Consider the following 22,935-nt stretch of genomic DNA (forward strand, 5'->3'; position numbering starts at 1 on the left):
TTCCGGAGTGTACGTCGGGTTCGACGGCAATAAACCTCGTCACCGTCCTGTAGATTCCCCAGTGAATTGTTTGGAGTGTAATGGCGGCACCAATGAGGGGGAAAACGGACTGGCACAGGTGCAGATGCTGGGCGCAGACTACGCCCGCTTCACAGAGGTGCCAACACAAACTAATCACCCTCCGCCGTATCTTAGACGATGAAAGCATCCGACCTACTCGTGGAGTGTCTTGAAGCCGAAGGAGTCGAATACGTGTTCGGCCTCCCCGGCGAGGAACTCGAAGACGTGCTGTTTTCGATTCGTGATTCGGACATCGAGTTCATTCCCGTGCGTCACGAACAGGGCGCGGCGTTCATGGCCGACGTTCACGGGCGCGTGACCGGGCAAGCGGGAGTCTGTCTCTCGACGCTCGGGCCGGGCGCGACGAATCTCCTCACCGGGGTTGCAGACGCGCATCTCGATAAGAGTCCGCTCGTCGCAATCACGGGGCAGGCTGGACTCGAACGACTCCACAAAGAGAGCCATCAGGCGCTCGAAATCCTTCACACCTACCGGTCGGTGACGAAGTGGAACGCGCAGTTGAGCGACCCGGAAATCGTCAACGAATCGGTTCGGAAGGCGTTCAAACTCGCAGAGTACGAAAAACCCGGGGCGACCCACCTCGAATTTCCGGAAGACGTGGCGGGCGAGGAAACGGACGCCGAACCGCTCGAACCCCGGGGACGAGTCAGACGACCCGACCCTGACCAGAAATCCGTGGAACAGGCCGCAGAACTGCTCGAAAACGCAAACCATCCGCTCGTCATTGCCGGAAATGGTGCGGTTCGGACGCGTTCCGCGAACAGCCTCCGCGAGTTCGTCGCAGAAACCGCTGTTCCGGTCGTCGGAACCTACATGGGAAAAGGGGCGCTCTCGGACGCGGACGACCACTCGCTGTTCACGCTCGATTCGGGCGAAAACGGCGAATCTTCGGACGCCATCTCGCGGGCGGACTGCGTCTTCGCGGTCGGTTACGACATCGCAGAACACGACCCCGAGAAGTGGAACCCGACTCTCGACAAGAACATCGTCCATCTCGACCACGAACCAGCCGAAGTGTACGAGCATTACAATCCGGACGTGGAAATCGTGTGCGACATTTCCGCGGGACTGGATGCACTGCGAGAGGAAGTCGATGTGGCCTGTTCCGAAGATTGGTACCACGACCAGCGTGAGGCACTCGTGGAGCAGACGACGAGCACGCCGGGCGAATCCGACCCCGTGACGGTTCGAAACGTCCTTCCCATCCTCCGCGATGTGATGGCCGACGAAGACGTACTCGTCTCCGACGTCGGCAGTCACAAGATGGCCATCGCACAGGCGTTTCCGACCTACGAACCGAACTCCGTTATCATCTCGAACGGACTGGCCAGCATGGGAATTGCGGTGCCGGGCGGAATCGCGGCAGACCTCGCCGTCGATTCGAACGTCGTGGTCGCAACTGGCGACGGCGGATTTCTGATGAATGCGGCGGAAATCGAGACGGCGACGCGACTCGGTTGTGGCTACACGATAGTCGTGTTCAACGATTCTGAGTATCGACTCATCACCGAGGAACAGGAAGAAGACCGCGAGGAACACTACGGCACCGAACTGACGAATCCGGATTTCGTGGCGTTCGCCGAAAGTTTCGGTATCGACGCGATGCGCGCGGAATCGTGGGACGAAATCGGGAATGCACTGCAATCCGCGGTCGAAAGCGACGAAATGACGCTGGTCGAAATTCCGATGTAGCTACCAATCCATCGGCGGAATTACTATCACCGTTCATCCGCCACTGTCACGCACCGAATGCCGAAAACGACCGAACAACGACACTCGTCTCCAATCGAACTCGAAATTCTCCTCCTGCCAGCCTTCGCAGCGGATGATTTCGTCTCGGACGACGACCTGCCGAACGAGGTCGAACGCTGGTTCGACGCCTACGATTTTGCGAACAAAATCGACGTTCCCGGCGCGAATATGCCGATTCAGTATACCGACGACGGAGTCGCCATTACATCGACTGGAATGGGAAAATCGGCAGCTGCAACGACTGTCGCCTCGATACTCGCCTCGCCGAAAATCGACTGTTCGGACATGTACTTTTTGTCGGTCGGAATCGCAGGAACGACGCCGGAAGTAGGAACACTCGGGTCGGTTTTCATCGCAGATTTCGTCGTCGATTGGGACTGCAAACAGCGGTGGGCCGAGCGCGACGATTCGGATTCGGCCCGCAATCTCCAACTGCTTCCGTATCGCCCTCGGGATTACGTGTACCGACTGGACGAAGCCCTCGTTTCGTCGGCATACGACCGGGCGCGAGAGGTCGAACTGTGCGATTCCGAAGCCGTACAGGAGCTCCGGGACGAATATCCACAAAAATCAGCTCGCGGAAAGCCGACGGTCGAAATCGGCACGACACTCTGTGGCGACGAGTTCTGGCACGGAGAATCGTACTCCGAGGATGCCCAGTGGCTCGTAAAGCAGTACGATGCCGGAAGCTACGCAACGACCGAGATGGAAGATTACGGAACTGCGACCGCACTCGACCGATTTGGCCTCTTGCATCGCTATCTAAGCGTCCGCAGTGTCGTGAATTTCGACCGACCGCACGAGGGGCAAACCGTTCGAGAAAGTTTAGAAGAGGACCTCGGACAGGAGACGATGGGACTTGGGCTGGAAAACGCCTTCCGGGTCGGGTCGCGGATTGTGGAGGGGTTGCGAAACGGATGAAATGATGAGCGGCAGGTCAGTCGGACATCCTATGCGGCGGGTTTCCGAAGTCGGTTTTCCGGTTCCCAGAGCGAGTACGGGCCGGTTCCGAGAGAGAATTCCGATTGACGCGAGCAGTATCGTGAGATTGAGCGGGTTCGCCCCGGCGGTGACGATGGCGACGAGCATGATGCTCACCAGTGCGAGCGCCGCGACTCGCCCGGCAATTCCCAGTAAAAGCATGACGGCAGATGTCGCCTCGATGGTTCCAACAACGAGAACCATCAATTGGGGTGCTGGAATACCGAGGCTAGTAAAAAACTCCACTTGTCCGGCGTAATCCAGAAACTTGCCAGCGGCGGGGAGCGCGACGAGAAGGACTATCAGCACTCGCAGGACGAGCGGAAGCCACCTGGTGAGAAGTTGGTCGTGCATGGCTCCGCCGTGGGCAAGCGGACTGTAAACCGTCAGCGTCACGTCGTTTTCTTGGCAGTAGTCGAGCAGTTCGCGCTGTGGATTGTAGGGATGAAACTGCACTTGGTCGGTGAGAATCGGTGCTGTAGCCTCGTTTCGTGCAGATTCCAGTTGTTCCACATCGAAGTTGCTCACGCCGATATGCCGGGTCAATCCGTCGTTTTGTGCGGCGGAGAGGCCACGCATCACTTCACGAGTGGAAGCCACGGGATTCGGCCAGTGAATAAGCAGTAAATCGACGTACTCCGTCCCAAGTTGCGCCAAACTCTCGTGAACCGAATCGAGAATCGCGTCGTATTTTCGATGTATCGGCCACACCTTCGTCGTCAGGAAAATATCTTCTCGAGCGACCTCGGCGTTCTCGATTGCCTGCCCGACCTGCCGCTCGTTTCCGTAGGCTTGTGCCGTGTCGATATGTCGATAGCCCAAATCGAGCGCCGTTTCGACCGCATTTCGGCAGGTCGAACCCCCCATTCGCCACGTTCCGAGGCCGATTTTCGGAATGTCGGTGTCCTGTATCGTCTCGTATTCTATGCGAGTTAGTGGATAGCTGGAGGTAAATACGAAGTGGCGGACGACAGCGAACGAGAGGTCACGAACGAGCCTCTTTTTGTCGGTCACTCGCTGTCGGTCACTCGCAGTTCCACTTCGTCACCGTGTTCGAGGTCGGAATCTCCGAAAAGGCGGAGAAGCGTCATGCCGTCGCCAGCGTCCACGACGCGGGCACGAACCAGCGAGTTGGAAACCGACGCTTCGATGTCGTCCAATCGGTCGAGAACGTTTCGCCGAAACTCGGCATCGGCGGATTCGGAAGCTGATTCGGTTTCGACGGGTTCCGTCTCGCCTTCTTCGGCCCGTTCTGGTTTTGCATCAGTACGTTCTTGAATCACGGGCTGTGAGTCGAACTGCCGGTCGAATCGTTCGACCTCGACACCTTCGGCATCGAGGTCAACGGACTGGTCGCGTCCGAGCGTCGCGGTGTCGGAATCATCCCCGTTGAAATCCTCGAACAGACTGCCTCCGTTTGCCTGCCACTCTTGTGCTCGAATCGACCGCACTGCACGGTCGCTCAACCACGGCGGGGCCGACCAACGACCGTCCTCGTACAGGATGTACTCCTCGGTGTCGTCGTTTGCCCAGACGAACGCCGAGTCGTACTTCCCTCGATACCGTTTGAGTCTCCGGCGACTGGCGTGTACCGGAACGACGTTCGTCGGATTCAGTCGCTCGACCACCGTGTCGATGGTTTCTTCGGTTGGATGGTTGCGAAATTCGTAGTCGTAGACGGTACAAGTCGCGCTTTCGACCGGGGAAATCGCACCGCCAGTGAGTTGAACGAGCGTCGCCGTCGGGTCGTTTTCGATACACTCGAACAACCGTTTCGAACTCCCTTCGACCGGAACCTCCGGGCCTGCGACGACGATATCGCTCGATTCGAAAAGCGTCTCGGGTCGGTCGAATACGGGAACGGATTCGACGTTCGGAACGTCGTAGTCCAAGTCGTCGTAGAGTTTAGCTACCTGACCGGTGAGCGTGATTCCGGCGGGTTCGCCGATTCGGTCACAGAGGTGGCCGAGCGCATACGCATACTGCACGCCGGTAAGGCCGCTCGTCGTGACGAGGACGGACGACCCCGCGCGAACCCGTTCGAGGACGGTTTCGAGCGAGTCGGAAAGCGTCGCCTCGAACCTCTCGTTCGTCGAGGCGTTGACGAATAATGCGTCTACTTTCATCGGGAGATTCGTCGGCAGTCCCGAATAGCCACCCGCGTTTCGGGCGGTAAAATCGCCGGTCAGAAGAATCGTGTTCGTTTCCGTCCCATCGGAAAACCGAACCGCGAAGCAGGCAGCACCCGGAACGTGGCCTGCCGAAATCGGACGCAGTTCGAGTTCGCTCGTGACAGTTACCCAGTCGTTGATTGCAGTAACCGCGTCGAGAACGTCCGCAACCTCTCCCAAACGGTAGTTTTTCTGACCTTCTCCCAGTACGGTTTCCAGCGTCGATGCAGTTGCCGATGAGGTGTATATCGGCGCACCGTCGCGGAGGGAGTCGCCGATGGACAGATAGTGGTCGAGATGTGCGTGCGTGAGAACGATTGCGGCGAGATAGTCGTCCGGGGAGAGAAGTGTATCGAGGTCAACGCCGTCACCCGAATCGACGAGAATACAAGCGGTTCTGTCGTCGATGTCGTCGTCGAAGCGAAGGAGCGTAGATCCACCTCCTTTCGATGGGTTCGCGCGTTGGAAGCTAAATTGCATTATTGTACCACAGTCGCGCGAAAGGTTCTCACTCACCACGTAAACAATTTTCCCATGATTAGTAGTATGTTATTTTCTAGAAATGAGAGTGGCTGACAGCCGAGGCTTGTTCGCTCCCGGTTCGTGTCAGTTATGAGTCACTGTTCGCCATGGTCGTACGACACCACCCGACCCCACGAACTCTTTTTCCCCCAGAGGCCGGAGCGCATGCACTCCAACTCAACGATTTGGGAGTTGTCCACGAACAGGTTCACCTCCGGCCCGAAGTTCTTGATGTACCACTCGAACACCTCGGGGTCTGCGGCCTCGAACACGCAGTTTTCGATGCCGACCTCGTTGGCGATTGCGAACGCCACGTCGGTTCGCCACTCGCGCACCTGTTCCGTGATGCCTTCCGATTCGACCATGATTTTGTACGCTCCGGCGTCGAGATGGCGATTTGCCTCCCGAATCGCACTCGCCGGGTCGATGGCCTCCTCGCTCTCCAGTTCTTCGACCGCCGAGGCCCCGCCAGCGCCGAACTGGACGTTGATTTCGGGTTTCGCTTTGAGGCCGTGGTCTTGTACCAGTTCGGTCAGCGCCACCAAATCATCGGTGTCGATGGCGATGAATCCCGAGGAAATTTCGACGATGTCGAAGCCGAGGTTTCCGGCCTCTTCGACGTATTGGTCTACCTTGTCGTTGTCGCGCACGAGGACGTTCTCGATGAATCCACCCGTCGAAACTTGGACGTCGTAGTCGTGACACACCGAAATGAGTTCTTCCACCACGTCCTCGGGCATCAGGGCGAATGACCCGCCCGAGAACTTGTAGATGTCCACGTACTCACCCATCGTGTCGAGGATGTCCTGAAGCTCGCGCGGTCCCATCGGGTCGTAGTACGGCCCGCGCATCTCGGTAATTCCCTTCTCGCGTGGTTTCGATTCGCGCTCGTTGACGTGCAGAAAGTCGAATGCTCTGTCGGTCATGAAACCCCCGAATCCGGTACGACGAACTCCTACAAAAGAGATGGGGCGGATAAAATCGTTCGACACCACCTAAAGCAGCATTCTCGAACGAACGTGTGGAGTGAGACGAACGCCGAGCAGGGGAGATTTTCACGGCGAAGGGTCGATTCCACCAGTTCGCTCCCCTACAGGAGACCCACCAGTTCGCTCCCCTACAGGAGACCCACCAGTTCGCTCCGGACACCCGGCACCGTAGCGCTCCAGATGCCACAGAACACTTTCACCTTTGGCAGGGACACACGCATCCGCGGTATCCTCGACAGGTGCGAAATCCCCTGCTGGCGGCCCACTCTGAACTGCCGACTCCGTGACATCCATCCCAGCCGTCATGCCGAAAACGACGCAGACCGCCAGCACGGAGAGCAAAACGACACAGATTATCGCCGTTTTGTGGTTTGACTCACCTATCTGATTACTCCCACTCCCCCGTCTGGACATACTTCTCCGAAAGCGACACTCATCCTTTGTTATTCGGCGGACACCAGCCCCGTACTCCGGATTACCGAAACGAAAAACACGGCCATCTCTGTCGTGTCGTACAAAAATCGAAAACGCGATTGTGTGGGGAGAATCCCCCGATGATTCTGCGCCGAGTGTGCTCCGCGTTTATGCCTTCTGCTTCTGCTCGTTTTCGTTTTCAGCTTCGGAGTCCGCGTACTGGACGTTCGTGTTATACTGCTCGTTTTCTTGTTCGGCCTCGGCTTCACCGTAGTACGCCTTAGCGACCGCGTAGCCCTGCTTATTATCGTTGCTCTGGTAGACGAACTGCTTCTGGTCAACGTCGGAGTCAGCGTACTGCCAACTCGCTTGTTTCTGCTCTACTTTTTGCCACCATTTGTCCTTTTTATCGTCTTTCTTGTCGGTTGCGGCGGCGGTTCCAGCGAACCCGGCGGCGAACAGTGCGCCGACGAGCGAGAGTGCGAGTAGTAGCCTGAGTGCTTTCTTCATGGTTGTAACCTCGGCCAACGTCAGGAGCACCGTTGTGCCCCGTGTCGGCCAGTTACTCGTGTTGCCGCGACTGTATTTCAACCCACAGTACCGTTCAATTCAGCCGTCAGCGATGACGGGAACGGCTAACTACGTATAAGCAATTAAAACGCTCAGAACCGCCAATATTAGGAGATAGAAGAAAGCGAGTTTCGAAGCGCTTACCGAATATGGACGCTCTACTCTCCAATGTAATGACATCCGGATGTCAACATTGACAACCCATCTACAATGGTATATGATATCAGACGACAGTGACTATTCGAGTTAGCGAGAGATTAGCGAGAGAGAAAATCAGTCGAGGAGCGCCACGAGGTCGCCAGTTTGGTGATTTTCGAGTTGCAGTACGGTGTCCACGATTCGTTCCCGCCGGGAGTGGTCGTATCGCTCCTCGGTCATCCGTTCGAACTTCGTCTCTATCTGCTCCCACGACATCGAGTTGTTCGGATGCCCCTCGAAATCGTCCTTTTCGACGCGGTGTATCGTTCCATCCGCCATCGTTATCTCGATAATCGCTGGCATCTCGCCCGCCTCGAATCGGTCGGTCAACTCGTCGTCCTCCGCCACGTCCACGGTTCGAAGCAGTTCCTGCACGTCGTCGCGCTGAATTCGTTCGGGGTCGTACTGCGCGTTCGTCATCTCCCGGTCGATGAGCGCCGCGGCCAACATGTAGGGGAGAGAGTGGTCTGCCTGCGCCTTCGTCTCCACTTCGTATCGGCTTCCCTCGCCGCCGCCGATGATGAGTTTCGCACCCGCGAAGGTGTCAAGGTGAATCGAGTCCACGTCCCCGGGGTCGATGTCCTCGCCCTGCGCCAGTTCGATGATGCCCTCGACGGCGGATTGGGCATACGTCTCGGCGACGTATTTTTTCGTCATCACGTCGTGGACGCGCTCACTCGGCGAGAAATCGACCTCGAAATCGCCGGAGACGATTTGTTTCCACCCCTTTTGACCCTCGAACAGATTCGTCGGCCCCTCCACTTCATTTTTTGCCAGCATGGCCGAGTAGACGCCGTTTCTGGCGGCGTTCGCCGAAGCGATTCCTTTCCACTCCGAAATCCCTTCGGTTCGCGTCACCCGGAGGGCGTTGTGTGCGGTTCCCGCGATACCGATTGCCGACCGAATTTCTTCGGAATCGAGTCCGAACAGTTTCGCCGCGCCCGCAGTCGCCGAAATGACGGTGTGGGTGACGTGGTCCCACCCCCGGTCACGAACCGGCGCGTTCCACGCGAGTTCGGCCTGTACCTCGTAGGCGATTCCAATCGCGGTGAGCAGGTCTTTCCCCGAACAGCCCTCGTACTCCCCGACTGCGAGTATCCCCGCGATGTTGTCGCTGGGATGCGGCGTTTCGCCAGGTGCGAGAAACGAATCCATGTAGTCGAGATACCGAACGTATGCAGTGTTCAGCATGGTCGCATCCGGGGGAGAAGCCGTGTCGCCACCCCAGAGCGTACATCCCTCGCCGTTCATCTCCTCGACAGTCGCGCGGACTGCTTCGACCGGTTCAGCCCCCATCGCCCCCACCGCGATGCCAATCGAATCGAGAACGCGCTTTTTCAGTTCATCGACGGTCTCACCCGAGAGGTCGTCGAACTCCGTTTCGGTAACGAACTCTGCGATTTCTGCTGTCGTCGTCATGCGAGGTTTCTGCAACCGGCACGACCAAAAGCACCCTTGGGCGTTCAGCGCGGTTCGCGGCGGAAAGTCGGCGTTACTCGGGTGACCAAAAACTGTCCGCGCCGTGGTCGTCCTGCCACGCGAACGCGAACAGCCTGCGTGCCGGAAGTCGCGTCAGTTCGCGCCCGTCCTCGCTTTCGCCACTCGCTGCGTGCCAGCGCACCCCATCGGCGAGAAAATACGACCCCTCGTCGTGTTCGAACTCGTATCCGGGTGCTGGATTCTCGTAGGCGTGAATCCCCTCGCTGGAAACGACGACCACAGCAGTTTCGCCGACTGTCGCAGTGATGATTCCGCCAGCGTCCTCCACGCGCGGAAGCGGAAATCCGACCGCTTCGCCGCCGGATTCCACGCCGAGAACGACCGCTTTCGGGTCGAGGTCGTCACGATTCCAGTCGCGCGAGTCGCCGCCGCGATGGGCATCCAGTCCGAATCCGTCGCGCTCGAAGTACGCCCGGTACGGTTCCTCGTCGTAGTCGATTGGCTCCGGGTCGTCGCCGGGGCCGCTCGCTTCGCTTTCGCCCCCCGGCGACTGGAGGACGAGACCGTTCGGATACCGGTCACGGTATCGTTCCTTCGAAAGGAGTCCGGCGGGGAGGACGGTGAGCGATTCGCCACGGAGTTCGCCCGCGATTGCCTCGCCGCTCGACTGTTTCCATTCGGTTTCCGTCTCGCGGTCGTACATCACGAGGTCGTCGTCCGCGAGTTTGCCCGACACGCCGAACTGAAGCGTCTTCCCGTCAATCTCGCGGGAGTAGACGACCGCACTGCCACAGAGGGGACACCACGTCACCGCAATCGGCGTTCCTCCGGCCCGGTCGTTGACGATTTCGTGATAGTGGAGATACCGAATCGGATACGCTTTCGCTGGTTCCTTTTCGGGTACGAAGACGACGACCGAGTCGTCGTCTTCGCCGTCGTACACGGAGCTGAATTTGGGGTCGTCCACGCTCGGAATCGCGTCGCGTGGAATAACCTGCCTGACGTTCATAGACGGGGGTTCCGCGGGATGAAATAAAAAATAACGGAAGACGGCGTTTCCGGGCGGTTATTTTGGATACCGAACGTAAGGACCGGGAAGCAGCGCGCGGAGCGAAAACGACCGGCGACGACGCGGTTTTTCGTCCGCTTCTTCCTGCGTCACCTCGGTCGTTTTCGTCTTCTTCGATTTCGTTTCTGTGTCAATCATCATGTGTATAAAACACCTCATCGTCCTTTATTATGAACCGAATAACCCACCGACAGGGAACAACTGAATCGAGACACCGATTCGACTAATAGATTAGTATGAACGTTCTGAATCGATACTTTCTATGCCCTCTCTCTGGAAAGATTCCATCGCTCGTCGTTCAAAATGGGATAGGTGGCGGCTATTATAACCGAAAGGACATATTTGTAGATGAATGTAATGAATAACCCATTTTGCTGATTCGAACACCACCACACATATCTAACCCGAGTGAAATGTAAATAGTATGAAGTTCAGTGATGCAAGTTCCTCGGTTCGGGCAGTCCTCCTCTCCCGACCTGCGACGATACTCCCGGTATTTCTCGCCGGGACGAGCGTCGGCATGGTCGCACAGTCGGTGCCAATCGTCGGCGTCGTGTTGGCCTACCTGCTCCTCCTCGGGTCGGGTCGCATCGAATCGGTTTTCACGACGATTCAGGGCATCGATTTCAACCAATCGACCCTGAGCGAGGCGGAAAGTGAACGAATCAGGGAAGCGATGATGGAGTTGGTCACGCCGGAAGTAATCGCCGTCCTCGTCCTCTCGGTTATCGGCGCAATCGTCGTGGGTATCCTCGGCCGCGCCGTCGCGGAAGCGGCACAAGTTCACACGACCACGGCGGCGCTTCGAAACGAACCGGCACTCCCGTCGGGAGTCGCCGGTGCGAGCGACGACTGGTGGACGTTTATCAAACTCGCCATTGTCCGCGTGCTTGCGTACCTCTTCCTGCTGGCACCGGTTGTGGTGCTGACGTACCTTTCCATCACCGTTAGCTCTGCACTCCTCCTGTTGGCCTTCCTCGGGGGCCTCCTGCTGATTCCCGGCGGATTCCTCATCTACCTCCTTTTCATGTTCGTTCCGCAGGCCATCGTCATCGACGGCGTCGGCGTTCGAACCGGAATCCGCCGGAACGGACGTTTCGTATGGAACAATAAAGCCCGCGTCGGGGCCTACTTCGTCGTCGTGATTGGCCTCGTGGGAATATTCGGCTTCGTTTCGTTTTTCTTCCAACTTCTCGGCGTCGGTCGCCTCCTCGGAATCGCCGTCGCCTTCTTCCTGTTGCCGACACTCGGCGTGCTGAAGACGGCGCTCTATCTCGATGACGCGACCCTCGAACCCCGAGCGCGCGGGTCGGTTCGCGGTGCGTTCGGACGCGGACTCGGCGAACTCAAATCGTTCGTCTTCGGCCGTCTCGGACTCGTCGCCCTTTCGACCGCGCTGTTCGCCGCCGGAACCGCTGGCGGCTGGCTCGCAACCAGCCAGTTCGCGCTCGAAAGCCTCCAGACCGACGTCTCCCAGAACGTGTTCGGTGCCATTCCCGTCGATACCTTCGTCATGCTGACGGCCAACAATTGGCTCGTCTCCATCTCCGCAGCGTTCTCCGGACTCGCGTTCGGCGCGCCGACGGTCGTCGCACTCGTCTTCAACGGACTCATCGTCGGTGCCGTCGTCGGACTGCTTCCCGACACGTCGCTCGCCGTCGCGCTCATCGCACCGCACGGCATCATCGAAATTCCCGCACTGGCAATTGCAGGGGCACTCGGCCTCCATCTCGGTGGGTCTGTGTGGTCATACGTTCGCGGTTCCGCGACTGCAACCGACCTCGCGGGAGAACTCAGCCGAGCGTACTACATCCTGCTCGGACTCCTTCCGGTGTTCATCGTCGCAGCGTTCATCGAAGCGTTCGTGACGTGGTGGGTCGCCGCCGCGCTCACGTAAAGCGGATGAAGCAGACAATCGTCACTGTGCGAGTTCGGCAAACTGATTCGTATCTTCGTCAGTTCCGGCGATGATGAGTTGGTCGCCCGCCCGAATCGTAAATCTCGGGCCGAGGTCGGTGATGACTTCGCCGTTTCGCTCGACTGCGATGACGGTACACCCAGTTCGAGAACGGATTTCGGCATCTCCGAGACTCTTCCCGACGAGGCCCGGTGCAGTCGTTCGGACGATGTCTACCTGTTTGTCCGGCGAGATAACTTCCTCCTCGTCCAGAATTGTCGAGGCGAGCATCCGACCGCTGACCGTTTCGAGTGCGAGAACGTAGTCCGCACCCGCACTGTACAGTTTGCCGATGTTGTCCGTCTCGTTGGCCCGAGCGACGATTTCGACGCCGGGTGCGAGTTCGCGCGCGACGAGGGTTGCGAAAATCGTCGTCGTATCGTCCCCGAGCGCTAAAATAAGCGCGTTCGCGTGTTCGACACCGGCATCGCGCAGAACGTTTTCCTCGGTCACGTCCCCGACGACATCGACGTCGGGTTTGTCTTCAATATCGACCACGACGGGTCGCATCGACGTCGATTGCATTTCGCTCTCGACCGTCGAGCCGACTTCGCCGTATCCCGCAACGATGACCGACCGACGTGCCGTATCGAGTTCACCAGAGAGTGTCATCTCTTTTAGCTGTTCGAGTTGTGTCTCTCGACCCGCCACGAGCAGAATCGTATTTTCGTCGAGCAGGATGTCAGGGGACGGTGAACTCTGAAATTCACCGCGCCGCCACAGGCCGATGATACTCGCTCCGGTTCGTTCGCGGATTTCACTTTCCGCGAGTTTCGTGTTCGCAACCTCGCTGCCGTCTTGAATCGACAACTCGACGATTTGGAAATCCTCGCCGATGGTGACAGTCTCGCCGAGGTCGGTAGACACCGATGCGGTTACTTTTTCCGCGAGACTGCGGCCGAGCAGGTGGCGCGGCGAGAACACTTGGTTCGCTCCGGCGTATTCGAGATAGTTGGTTAGACTGGCATCCTCCACGAGGGTGATAATCCGCACGTTAGACGAAATTTCCCGAACCGCCAGCGCGATACTGGCGTTTTGTTCGTCGGTCGCATCCGCGATGGCCGTATCCGCCTGCTGGACGTGAACGTTTTCGAGTACGTCAGCGGATTCGGGGTCACCGTGAACGACGTTGATATTCTGTTCGTACAAGTCGAGGGCCGCCTCGCGGTCGCTAACCACGATGACGTAGTCGTGGTTCCACGCCAGCAGTTCGTCGATAAGTGTCTCAGCGCGTGGTGAGTAGCCACAGATGACGACGTGGTCGTCCAGTTCGTCCACGGAAGTCGGCGGCCTCGTGCGTATCACCTCCTGTATCCACGGCGCGACGAACAGCGGTAGGGCGATGAAAATGAGAAAGACGCCCGTCATCTGCATTACACTCATGAGAATTTTCATCTCTGTGGAATTCCAATAGATGGAATCTATCCCGTATCCGGTCGTCGTGAACGTCTCGATGACGATAGCGAACGCTTCGATGAAGCTCCGGTCAACGTTTTCAAAGGTTCCCATCGCCCACGAGTAGAGAAACGTGTACACGACGAGAATAGTGAAGAATGCGCCAATGTAGAGTAGCGCCCGTCGCCATTGTCGTTTCATTCTCATGTTCGGTCTATCACCTATCCCCTTTATCTTGCCGCCTTTACTACAACAGATCTCTGTGTGAGTGAGCATAGGTTTATACGACAAACCGACGCCAAAACCGCTGGATGCCCGTATCGTCGTTCGTGTTCGCGTTCCTTCCGCACGTCCCGTATCACAACTCGTTCGGGCGATTGAACACCATCCGGTTCGTTGTCCAGCGTAATGGCGAGCTATCGCGGTGCAATCGTAGATATGGACGGAACGTTGGTTCGGGGCGGCAACCCCCTGCCCGGTGCGAACGAGGGTATACGAGCACTCCGAGAGAACGGGATAGACCTCCTCCTCTTTTCGAACAATCCGACACAACCACCCGAGCGGTACGTCGAGCGACTCGCCGCACACGGCATCAGCATCGACGAAGAGCAGGTGCTCACGTCGGCGCTCGTCACCGCCGAATTTCTGGAAGCCGAGTACGGCGAACGCGACCTGTTCGTCGTTGGAGAGACGTATCTCCGCGACCTCCTGCGCGAGCGGGGATTTACGGTGCTGGAAGACCCAGACGCCGCGGAACTGGTCGTTGGCTCTATCGACCGCGAGTTCGATTACGACGAACTCACGCGCGCATTCTGGGCGCTCGAAGACGGTGCCCCCTTCGTCGGTACCGACCCGGACGTGACGATTCCAGCCGCGGAACGTCTCGTCCCCGGGTCGGGTGCTATCATCAACGCCATAGCGGGCGTTGCCGGGAGGGAACCAGAGCACATACTCGGTAAGCCAGCACCGGAAGCAGGAGCGGCGGCGCTCGAACGCCTCGGCGTTCGAGCGGAAGACTGCCTCGTCGTCGGCGACCGGTTGGACACCGACATCGCGCTCGGGGAGCGTATCGGCGCGACGACGGTGCTCGTCCAGTCGGGAGTAACAACGCCGGACAGTCTCGACGAAACCGCTGTGCAACCGGAGTATATTCTCGACAACGTCGGACAGATTGGGAAACTGCTTGAGAACTGACCTGCGAATAGGTGTTGAAAATTGCTGTTCGAAACGTAAGATAGAGATTATATCAGCATCAGCGAGAGGATGCTAACCAGAACGAGCACCACGAGGACGACGCTCATCCCGATGCCCGCGCTCAACCGAACGCGGCCGTGACCGGTAAGCCGACCGAGGGTAGAGTTGGGGTGTTTGATGGCATCGGTCGAAACGCGTGACAGTTTCACCACCGCACGGTCAACACCAGCGTACAGATTCGTCGTCCCGACGACCACTGCGCGGGTTCCGTACAACGCAAGTGGGTTGTAGAGATTGTCGATGTCGGGGACGCGACCGACTTTCTTGAGCGGTTTCTTCAGGAACACGTAGCCGACGGCACCGATAGCTGCCAGTATCAACCCTTCTTCAATGTGCCCGATGGTGTAGGTCGTGTAGTCGAACCCTTCGGTGGGGAGGATGGCGAACAGCGCCGAAGGGAACAGTCCGTACAGCACGCACAGTCCGGCGACGAGAATCATTCCGACTGACTGTCCCCAGTTGGCGTCTCGCACCGAGCTATCGTACTCACCTTCGACGAAGGCGCTGTAGCCCAGTTTGATGAACGAGAGGAAGGTTCCGACGCCACCTGCCAGGAGGAGATACCAGAGAATATCGTAATGTTTCTTGTGCGCCGCCGCGAGAACCATCCCCTTCGAGACGAAGCCGTTGAAGCCCGGAAATCCAGCAATGGAAAGCGCCGCGATGGTGAATGTAATGGCGGTAATCGGCATCTCGCGCGCGAGGCCGCCGACCTTCTTCAGGTTCTCTTCGCCCGTTCTGAAAATAACCACTCCGACGGTCATGAACAGCAGGCTCTTATAAAGGATGTGATTGAAGACGTGGCCGAACGCGCCGCCGGTTGCGAGCGCGCCGCCGATACCAACGCCAGCGACCATGTAGCCGACCTGTGACTGAATGTGATAGGAGAGCAGTCGGCGCATGTCGCTCTGCAAGAGCGCCATGCTCGCGCCGAAGACGGCCATGAACGCACCCATGTACGCGATGGTGAGGTGGCCGTCGGGGAACACACGGTACATTCCGTACACGCCGGTTTTGGTCGTGTAGACACAGAGGAAGACGCTCGCGGCGATGTGCGGTCGCGGATACGTGTCCGGAAGCCACGCGTGGAGGCCGACGAACCCGACGTTGACGCCGATACCGATTGCGGCGAGGATGGGTGCAACGTCGCCCGCCATACCGACATCGGCGCTGGTCGCCGTGAACAGGAACGACCCGACTTCGGTGTAGTGCCACACGACTGCTCCGAGCAGGAGCGTTCCGCCGATGCCGTGTAGGAGTGCATACCGGAATCCGGCGCGCACCGCCCGACCGCCGTAGTACCAGACGAGCAGGGTGCTGGTAATCGCCATCAGCTCCCAGAATAGGATGAGCGTGAGCCAGTCGCCGCCGAACACCGCGCCGAGACTCGTCCCGACGTAGGAGAGCGCGAACGCGGTCTGCACCGAGTCCGCCTTCGAGTAGAACGAGTAGAGAACGGCGACTGCGCCGATGAATCCGAAGATGAGTCCCATCAGCGTAGAGAAGCCGTCCACGTTGTACAGAACCGCGTCGAAGCCGAACAGCGACACGGGAAGGTGTTGGCCCTCCGGCGACAGCCAAACGTATGGAACGACGACGGCCGTGGCCAGAATGCCGAGCGCGTGGCCGACTTTCCGACCGACGAACGGCAGGAGGATGGCGGCGAGCAGAACCGGCACGAACGGCGGAACGAGTGGGTCTACCATTAGACGGTCACCCCCGTGACGCCGGAGACGATGAGCCTGACGATTCGAAGGAAGACGGCGCTACCGGGCACGATGCCGAGCACAATCGACCCCGTCGCCGCGAAGAGAATCGGCCCGAGCATGAACCACGTCGATTCGTCGCCGTTCCACCTGCGGTGTTCCCACGCGAGGCTGTCGTCGTGGCCGTGTTCCGGTCGAATGTGCGCCTCGGCTTCGCTTCGGTCGATGGCTCCCTGACCTTCGTGGTCGGGTGCATATCCGTGGTCGTCTCGCTCGATAGGGTCGTCGTCGGGGGAACGGCCGCCGTCGGTGGCCGTTCCGGTTGTGGTGTCCGTGGTGTCCGTTCCGGCAGTCGCGTCTGCTTCACCGTACCGACCACCCAGCACGTTCTCAACGACCGGTTTCGGGTCAGCCTTCCCGGGCGACTCGAAGAAGGCCGTGTAGATGACCGGCCAGAAGTACGCGATGTTGAGCACGCCCGAAACGAGCAATGCGCCGGTAAACACCACGTCACCGGCCGTAACGGTTCCGATGAGCAGGTAGTATTTGCTCACGAATCCAGCCACCAGCGGAATTCCGGCCATCCCCAACGCCGCGATGCCGAAGGCGGTCATCGTCAACGGCATTCGCTTGCCGATGCCCGCCATGTTGCTGATATCGTCGGTGTGCGTCTCGACGTGGATGGCTCCAGCACAGAAGAACAGCGTGAGTTTCATGAACGCGTGTGCGGGGATGTGGAGCAGACCGCCGACGAGCGACATCGGATTGAGTACTGCCAGTCCGAGAACGATGTACGAAAGCTGACTCACCGTCGAAAAGGCGAGTCGGCGTTTTAAGTTGTCCTGTCGGAGTGCGATAATGCTCGCGGTGACGAGGGTGAACGCCGCGACGCTCGCCAACAACAGACCGAGGCCGAGGTCGGCGACCACAGCAGGTCCGTACACGTCGAGGATGACGCGCGCGATTCCGAAGACGCCGGATTTGACGACTGCCACGGCGTGCAGGAGTCCAGAAACAGGCGTTGGAGCAACCATCGCATCGGGAAGCCACGAGTGAAGCGGCATGAGCGCCGCCTTGACGCCGAATCCGGTCACCAACAGCGCGAAGGCCGCGCGGGCGAACATCGGGTCGGCGTCTGCCAATGCGGCAATTCCGCCGGGCGTGAACGTCGTCGTTCCGGTCATCCAGAACACGAGAACTGCACCAGCGAGCACCGCAACGCCGCCGCCGAAGGTGTACGCGAGGTACTTTCTCCCGGCGGCGCGCGCCTCGTCGGTTTCGTCGTGCGCGACGAGGGGATAGGTCGCCACCGTGAGCAGTTCGTAGAAGACGAACAGGACGAGCAGGTTGGAGGCGAACGCGACACCCACCGCCGACGAAACGCTGGCGGCGAATGCCGCAAAATATCGCGTCTGGTTGTGTTCGTCCAATCCGCGCATGTAGCCGATGCTGTAGAAACTCGTTACCAGCCACAGCAGACTTGCCAGCAGACCGAACAGAATGCCGAGGGCGTCGGCCTGCAGTGAAAACTCCACGCCCGGAACGAACCGTCCGAGGTCGGTGACGTAAACGTTTCCGTCGAGGACACCCGGAACCATGCTCGCCACAATACCGAGGTTTGCGACGGCCGCGAGGATGGTCCAAAATTCTCGGACGTTCGGTCGTCCTCGCGAGGCGAGAATCGGGACGATAGCGATAGCCGATACCAACACTGCCGCAAACGGTCTGAGGGATGTTATTTCTGTCATGCGAGAAGGCGTTCAATCGTTGGTTCGAGGAGCTGTCCGTACTCGAAAGCGCCGAGGCCGAGAACGATGGCCAGCACTGCCGCCGCCAGAACCGTCGCTCGCATCCCCGTCGAGACAGGTGCTAGTTCGGCATCGGTTCCGTGTCCATCCGCAACGACGCTGGCGGCCGTCTCTGTTTCCGCCGTTTCGACCGCTTCGGACGGTTTTGCGGGTTCACGGAAGTACATCCGCTCGATAATCCGGACGAAGTAGGCCAGCGTCAGGAGCGTACTGGCGAGGATAACGACCGCGAGCGGCCACGCTTCCGCTTCGACCGCACCCACCGCGATGTACCACTTCCCGACGAATCCGACCGCCGGAGGAACGCCCACCATCGCAAGCGCGAGGACGCCAAACACCGCCGCGCCGATTGACGAACGCTCGGCGAGTCCTTCGTAACCGTCGATGGTGCGGTCACCGGTCGAGTTTGCGACCAGTCCGGTCGTCAGGAACAAACCGCCTTTCATGATGGCGTGGCCGACGAGGTGAATCATCGCACCCGTCAGCGCACTGACGTTGGCGACTGCGATAGCGCCGACGACGAGGCCGAACTGCGAAACCGACGAGTACGCGAGCATCCGTTTGATTTCGGTCTGCGTGACTGCTAGAACGCTTCCGAAGATGATACTCACCACGGCACCCGCCACGAGGACGGTGCGAGCGAACGAATTGGCGACCAAGAAGTCCACGGTGAAAACCGAGAGGATGATGCGCATCAACGCATAGGCCGCGACGGTGGAGACGAGCGCGGAGATGTACGCGCTCACCGAATCCGGTGCCCCGGCGTATGCCTCCGGTTGCCACGTGTGAACCGGGAAGACGGCCACTTTGACGAAGAGGCCAGCGACGAGAAGGCCGAAGGACGCCTGCACGAGCGGGTCTGTGTAGCCCATCGAGCCCACCGCCGGGAGTTGTTGCGAGAGGTCGGCCATGTTGAGCGTCCCCGTGGCGACGTAGGCGTAGCCGATTCCAAGCAGGAACAGCGACGCGCCGACCGTTCCGACGAGCAGGTACTTCAGCGCCGCGAGCGCGGAGCGTCCACCCTTGCCGCTTGCAACCAGCGCGTATGTCGCCAGCCCCGTGATTTCGAGGAAGACGTACATGTTGAAGATGTCGCCGGTGATGCTCATGCCGGTCAGTCCGGCGACGAGGAGCAGGTACGTCGCGTAAAACGAGTTCGAACGCGGGCCTGCGACGCGTGCGTAGCCGAGGACGCCGAGTGCGACCACCGCGATGAGGACGACCATCGTCGCGGAAAGGCCGTCGATGACGAGTTCGATGCCGTAGGGCGCGGTGAATCCACCGACGACGTACTCGACTGGCTGTTCGTCGAACGCTCGAACCGCAATCAGTCCCGCCCCACCAAGTTGGACCAGCGACGTGAGCACCGCAATCGGCCACCCGGATTCCGACCGGACGAGTCCGGCGAAGAACACCATGATCGACCCGAAGATGGGAAGCGCAACCAGCAAGGGAGCGAGGTCACTCATCGGCGGTCACCTTCTGGATAGCCTCCTCGTTTAGCGTTCCATACTCGCTGTAGATGCGAACGATGAGTCCGAGTGCGACCGCGGTGAGACTCACGCCGACGACGATAGCGGTGAGTATCAGCACATGTGGAAGCGGGCTGACGTATGGTTCCGCGGCCGTCAGCAGTGGGGGGCTTCCTCCCTCGACGAACGCGGTGACGATGAAGAAGAGGAAAATCCCCGTCTGGAAGATATTCATACCGATGACTTTCTTCACGAGATTCTGATTTCCTATCATCATGTACGTGCCAACACCTAGCAGAGAGAACGCAACGAGGTAGTAGAGTCGGGACGCGAGTATGTCTATCATACAGTCTCACCTCCGCTGTTCCGCATTCCGGCCGCGATGGCGAAAAAGAGGCCGGTGACGATGCTTGAAACGACGAGTCCGATGGCTAACTCCACGAACTCGATTCCGTATTTAGACGCGTGGTGGATGCCGTAGACGGAGTACTCCAAGAATCCGCCCCCGAGTATCACCGAACCGACGCCGGTCAGCAAGAACGCGAGGACGCCGATGCTGATAAATACGACCGGAAGCTTCGGGCCGACCCAGTCGCGCGTGGTTTCGATGCCGAACGCGATGCCAAGCATGAGGACGACGGTGCCGACGATGACGCCGCCTTGGAATCCCCCACCCGACGAGTCCGCACCGTGGAACATGATGAACAGTCCGAACGTGAATACGAACGGCGTGATGACGCGAACCGTCGCCATGATGATGGGACTCTCGACGTAGGGTATCCGTGAGTCGTTCACCGCGGCCTCATTAGCCTCGTTTGTGTCTTCGTTCATTCGAACGCCTCCTTGTGGAGAACCAGCAACAGCCCGACGCCTGCCGAATAGACGACGACGGCCTCACCGAGCGTATCGAACCCACGGTAGGCCGCGAGGACGGCAGTCACTGCGTTTTTCACTTCGGTTTCTTTGTATGATTCTTCGAGATAGTAGTCGGTCACGTTGTCGGTGGCGACCGCCGAGTCGTGCGCGCCGACCGGCGGGAGCGCGAACAGCGTCGTCGAAAGCACTGCAACGAGCGCGACCGCGACCCCTAATGCGCGGAAATCGATATTTTCGAGGGTCTGATTGTCCGTCGGCCGAACCGTCTTTGCGATGGTCAACAGGAACAACACGGTCATCACACCGGCACCGACTGCGGCCTCCGTGAGGCCCACGTCGGGCGCTCTGAGGAACACCCAGACGATTGCGATGCCGAGGCTGTACGCGCTGAACGCGATAATCGAACCGAGAACGTCCCGGAGGAGCGCCGTCGCAAGCGCACAGGAGAGGACGAACACCAACAGTGTGATTTCTATCGCGCTCATGATTCGTCCTCATCTACGGTCCACGGTTCGATACCCTGTTCGGTTGCGGCACGAGTGATGGCGTGTGCGGCGGTTGGATTCGTGATAAACATGAACAACAGGAGCAAGACGACCTTCACCGTCGAGAGGTCGATGCCGAACGAAATTGCGACCGCAGTGAGCGTCAGCATAGCACCGAGCGTCTCGCTCTTCGACGTGCTGTGTGCACGCGTGTAGAGGTCTGGAAGTCGAACCAGTCCGATGACGGCGACGACGGCGAAGAAGACGCCGCCAGCGGCCAGCACGAGCACCGCGATTTCCCGTGGCGTCATCACAGGACACCTCCGCGTTCGACGGTGAACTTCGAGATGGCGATGCTCAACAGGAAGTTAAGCAGTGCGTACACGAGCGCGATGTCGAGCGCACCGGGTTCGCCGATAGCCGCCGCCAGCAGCGCGATGACGATGACGACGTTCGAACCGATGACGTTGATGGCGATGACGCGGTCGGGCATCGTCGGGCCGCTGATGATGCGGTAGACGCCGACTAAAGAGGTGAGGACGAATCCCGCGGCGGCCGTCAACAGAATATCGTTGATGAGCGTCATTGGGTATCCTCCTCGTCCCTGTCCATTCGCTCTACGGGACTAGGAATGCGTGCGGCCGAGAGTCCGTAGAAAACGAACCGAACCGCTCGTTCGAGGGAACCGTCGAACAAATCCTCGCGTGAGCTACCGGTGAGCGTGTGCACGGTGAAATGTCGGCGGGAAACGTCCACGGTGAGAGTTCCCGGAGTGAGGGTAATGCTGTTTGCGAGCGTCGTCACTGGTAGTTCAGACCACACGGCGGCGTCGAACTCCACCATTTTCGGGTCGATTGGAAGGTCGGGATGAAGAACCACGCGAGCGATTTCGACGTTCGCTTTTACGATTTCCCACAGCAGATACGGGATGTAGAGTGCGAACCGTCCAAGCCGTTTAATTGTCCGGACGGGGTGTACCGGCGTCGTAAGCGAGACGCCCCAAAGTGACACCGCAACGATACTGGCGGTGATTGCGCCCGTTGCGAGTTCGAACGGCCCAAGGGAGCCTGCGAGCAGTAAGTAAAAGAAATACGAGACGCTGAACAGCGAAAAGAACTGTGCGAGCGTCCCGCGTTTTACCAGCAGTGGACTCCGTCGTTCTCGCTGGACTGGCGCCTCCTCGACGGCGAGGCCAGTCCTGCGGACTTCAGCCTCCAACGTCGGCAGGAGCGGAGTGGTTCCAATCGGGTTGAATCCCGGGTCGAACACCGCACAGTCCAGGTCGTGGTCACGAGCGTACCGGGCGAAAACGTCGGCGTAATCCGCAGGGCTGAAGAGGTATTCGCGGGTGCCGACCATCGTGGTTTCGAGGGTCACGTCGTCGGCGTTGTCGCCGAGGTCTTCTTCGGCCCAAACGGCCACTCGGTCGAGGAGGGTGTGAGCCGTCTCCGTTTCTTTCGTCTCGGCATTGTACGTGAGTCGCTCCGAGAGCGGGTAGACGAAGTGGATTGTTGCCGACGAACCGGTTTCGGTGGCACGTTCGAGAGCTTCCTGAACGACATACGCGACCGTGTTCCGGAGGGTTCTCGACTCTGAAACCGGAACCAGTAGCCGTGAACTGGTCAGCGTGACCACCTCGCTAGAGGCGGGGTTGCTGTTCGAACGAGAGTAGGTGACATCGATGCTTCGCGTAACGTTTTGACCACACAGTTTAAAGGGTTTCTTTATCGAGTTAGTTTCGCCAATTCTCATCTGATAATCTGCGCTCTAGTCAAAAAAACACCCCATTATTCGA

22 protein-coding genes are annotated in these 22,935 nt (G+C 59.0%); 4 read left to right on the plus strand and 18 right to left on the minus strand.

Annotated elements, in window-relative coordinates:
- The first annotated feature begins 198 nt into the window (after nt 1–198).
- Nucleotides 199–1,773, plus strand: a complete 1,575-nt coding sequence (locus tag HL45_RS16935; RefSeq protein WP_049972368.1) for an acetolactate synthase large subunit — start codon at nt 199–201, stop codon at nt 1,771–1,773.
- A gap of 57 nt (nt 1,774–1,830) precedes the next feature.
- A complete protein-coding gene (locus tag HL45_RS16940; protein ID WP_049972369.1) occupies nt 1,831–2,754 on the plus strand; it encodes a phosphorylase family protein in 924 nt (307 codons plus the stop codon).
- Here HL45_RS16940 and HL45_RS20055 read toward each other — a convergent pair.
- From HL45_RS20055 to HL45_RS20920, 8 genes are all read right to left on the minus strand, one after another.
- Complete coding sequence (locus HL45_RS20055; RefSeq protein WP_084157064.1) at nt 2,659–3,828, minus strand: aldo/keto reductase; 1,170 nt, start codon at nt 3,826–3,828, stop codon at nt 2,659–2,661. The genes HL45_RS16940 and HL45_RS20055 overlap by 96 nt on opposite strands.
- Nucleotides 3,825–5,465 carry an MBL fold metallo-hydrolase gene (locus HL45_RS16950; RefSeq protein WP_049972483.1) on the minus strand — a complete coding sequence of 547 codons (1,641 nt, stop codon included), beginning with the start codon at nt 5,463–5,465 and terminating at the stop codon, nt 3,825–3,827. The genes HL45_RS20055 and HL45_RS16950 overlap by 4 nt, the downstream gene beginning before the upstream one ends.
- Before the next feature lie 137 nt (nt 5,466–5,602).
- Complete coding sequence (locus tag HL45_RS16955; protein WP_049972370.1) at nt 5,603–6,433, minus strand: phosphosulfolactate synthase; 831 nt, start codon at nt 6,431–6,433, stop codon at nt 5,603–5,605.
- 129 nt (nt 6,434–6,562) lie between these two features.
- A complete protein-coding gene (locus tag HL45_RS20530; RefSeq protein WP_144240113.1) occupies nt 6,563–6,910 on the minus strand; it encodes a hypothetical protein in 348 nt (115 codons plus the stop codon).
- A gap of 168 nt (nt 6,911–7,078) precedes the next feature.
- Entirely contained in the window at nt 7,079–7,420 is a 342-nt protein-coding gene (locus tag HL45_RS16960; RefSeq protein WP_049972371.1) for a hypothetical protein, read from the minus strand.
- A gap of 333 nt (nt 7,421–7,753) precedes the next feature.
- Nucleotides 7,754–9,097 carry an MmgE/PrpD family protein gene (locus HL45_RS16965; RefSeq protein ID WP_049972372.1) on the minus strand — a complete coding sequence of 448 codons (1,344 nt, stop codon included), beginning with the start codon at nt 9,095–9,097 and terminating at the stop codon, nt 7,754–7,756.
- 73 nt (nt 9,098–9,170) lie between these two features.
- Entirely contained in the window at nt 9,171–10,127 is a 957-nt protein-coding gene (locus tag HL45_RS16970) for a DUF3179 domain-containing protein (protein WP_049972373.1), read from the minus strand.
- A 57-nt stretch (nt 10,128–10,184) separates the two neighbouring features.
- Nucleotides 10,185–10,328, minus strand: a complete 144-nt coding sequence (locus tag HL45_RS20920; protein WP_158413712.1) for a hypothetical protein — start codon at nt 10,326–10,328, stop codon at nt 10,185–10,187.
- Between the two features lie 283 nt (nt 10,329–10,611).
- On the opposite strand from HL45_RS20920, the gene HL45_RS16975 reads away from it, so the two are divergent.
- On the plus strand, nt 10,612–12,084 hold the full coding sequence (locus tag HL45_RS16975) for a stage II sporulation protein M (protein ID WP_049972374.1): 1,473 nt from the start codon (nt 10,612–10,614) through the stop codon (nt 12,082–12,084).
- 21 nt (nt 12,085–12,105) lie between these two features.
- On the opposite strand, the gene HL45_RS16980 is transcribed toward HL45_RS16975, so the two are convergent.
- Nucleotides 12,106–13,740 (minus strand): potassium channel family protein, encoded by a 1,635-nt coding sequence (locus HL45_RS16980; RefSeq protein ID WP_049972375.1) that lies wholly within the window; start codon nt 13,738–13,740, stop codon nt 12,106–12,108.
- 207 nt (nt 13,741–13,947) lie between these two features.
- Between HL45_RS16980 and HL45_RS16985 the strand changes: the two genes are divergently transcribed.
- The gene (locus tag HL45_RS16985; RefSeq protein ID WP_049972376.1) at nt 13,948–14,733 is read left to right on the plus strand and encodes an HAD-IIA family hydrolase; all 786 of its coding nucleotides are present in this window, start codon (nt 13,948–13,950) and stop codon (nt 14,731–14,733) included.
- Between the two features lie 47 nt (nt 14,734–14,780).
- Here the strand turns inward: HL45_RS16985 and HL45_RS16990 are convergent, their stop codons facing one another.
- Genes HL45_RS16990 through HL45_RS17030 form a run of 9 tightly spaced genes read right to left on the minus strand, consistent with a single transcriptional unit; the run spans nt 14,781 to nt 22,775 of the window.
- Nucleotides 14,781–16,499, minus strand: coding sequence for a Na(+)/H(+) antiporter subunit D (locus HL45_RS16990; RefSeq protein WP_049972377.1), 1,719 nt, complete (start codon nt 16,497–16,499; stop codon nt 14,781–14,783).
- Nucleotides 16,499–18,247: a cation:proton antiporter gene (locus HL45_RS16995; RefSeq protein WP_049972378.1), complete on the minus strand. Its 1,749-nt coding sequence runs from the start codon at nt 18,245–18,247 to the stop codon at nt 16,499–16,501. The genes HL45_RS16990 and HL45_RS16995 overlap by 1 nt, the downstream gene beginning before the upstream one ends.
- Nucleotides 18,244–19,776 carry a monovalent cation/H+ antiporter subunit D family protein gene (locus HL45_RS17000; RefSeq protein ID WP_049972379.1) on the minus strand — a complete coding sequence of 511 codons (1,533 nt, stop codon included), beginning with the start codon at nt 19,774–19,776 and terminating at the stop codon, nt 18,244–18,246. Before HL45_RS17000 ends, HL45_RS16995 begins: the two co-directional genes overlap by 4 nt.
- On the minus strand, nt 19,769–20,125 hold the full coding sequence (locus tag HL45_RS17005; RefSeq protein ID WP_049972380.1) for a cation:proton antiporter subunit C: 357 nt from the start codon (nt 20,123–20,125) through the stop codon (nt 19,769–19,771). Before HL45_RS17005 ends, HL45_RS17000 begins: the two co-directional genes overlap by 8 nt.
- Nucleotides 20,122–20,610, minus strand: coding sequence for an MnhB domain-containing protein (locus tag HL45_RS17010; RefSeq protein ID WP_049972381.1), 489 nt, complete (start codon nt 20,608–20,610; stop codon nt 20,122–20,124). Before HL45_RS17010 ends, HL45_RS17005 begins: the two co-directional genes overlap by 4 nt.
- A complete protein-coding gene (locus HL45_RS17015) occupies nt 20,607–21,140 on the minus strand; it encodes a DUF4040 domain-containing protein (protein WP_049972382.1) in 534 nt (177 codons plus the stop codon). Before HL45_RS17015 ends, HL45_RS17010 begins: the two co-directional genes overlap by 4 nt.
- Nucleotides 21,137–21,451, minus strand: a complete 315-nt coding sequence (gene mnhG / locus HL45_RS17020; RefSeq protein WP_049972383.1) for a monovalent cation/H(+) antiporter subunit G — start codon at nt 21,449–21,451, stop codon at nt 21,137–21,139. Before mnhG ends, HL45_RS17015 begins: the two co-directional genes overlap by 4 nt.
- The gene (locus HL45_RS17025) at nt 21,451–21,726 is read right to left on the minus strand and encodes a cation:proton antiporter (protein ID WP_049972384.1); all 276 of its coding nucleotides are present in this window, start codon (nt 21,724–21,726) and stop codon (nt 21,451–21,453) included. The genes mnhG and HL45_RS17025 overlap by 1 nt, the downstream gene beginning before the upstream one ends.
- Nucleotides 21,723–22,775 carry a monovalent cation/H+ antiporter subunit E gene (locus HL45_RS17030; RefSeq protein ID WP_049972484.1) on the minus strand — a complete coding sequence of 351 codons (1,053 nt, stop codon included), beginning with the start codon at nt 22,773–22,775 and terminating at the stop codon, nt 21,723–21,725. The genes HL45_RS17025 and HL45_RS17030 overlap by 4 nt, the downstream gene beginning before the upstream one ends.
- Between the last annotated feature and the right edge of the window lie 160 nt (nt 22,776–22,935).

The sequence above is a fragment of the Haladaptatus cibarius D43 genome, from assembly GCF_000710615.1.
GTDB classification, from domain to species: domain Archaea; phylum Halobacteriota; class Halobacteria; order Halobacteriales; family Haladaptataceae; genus Haladaptatus; species Haladaptatus cibarius.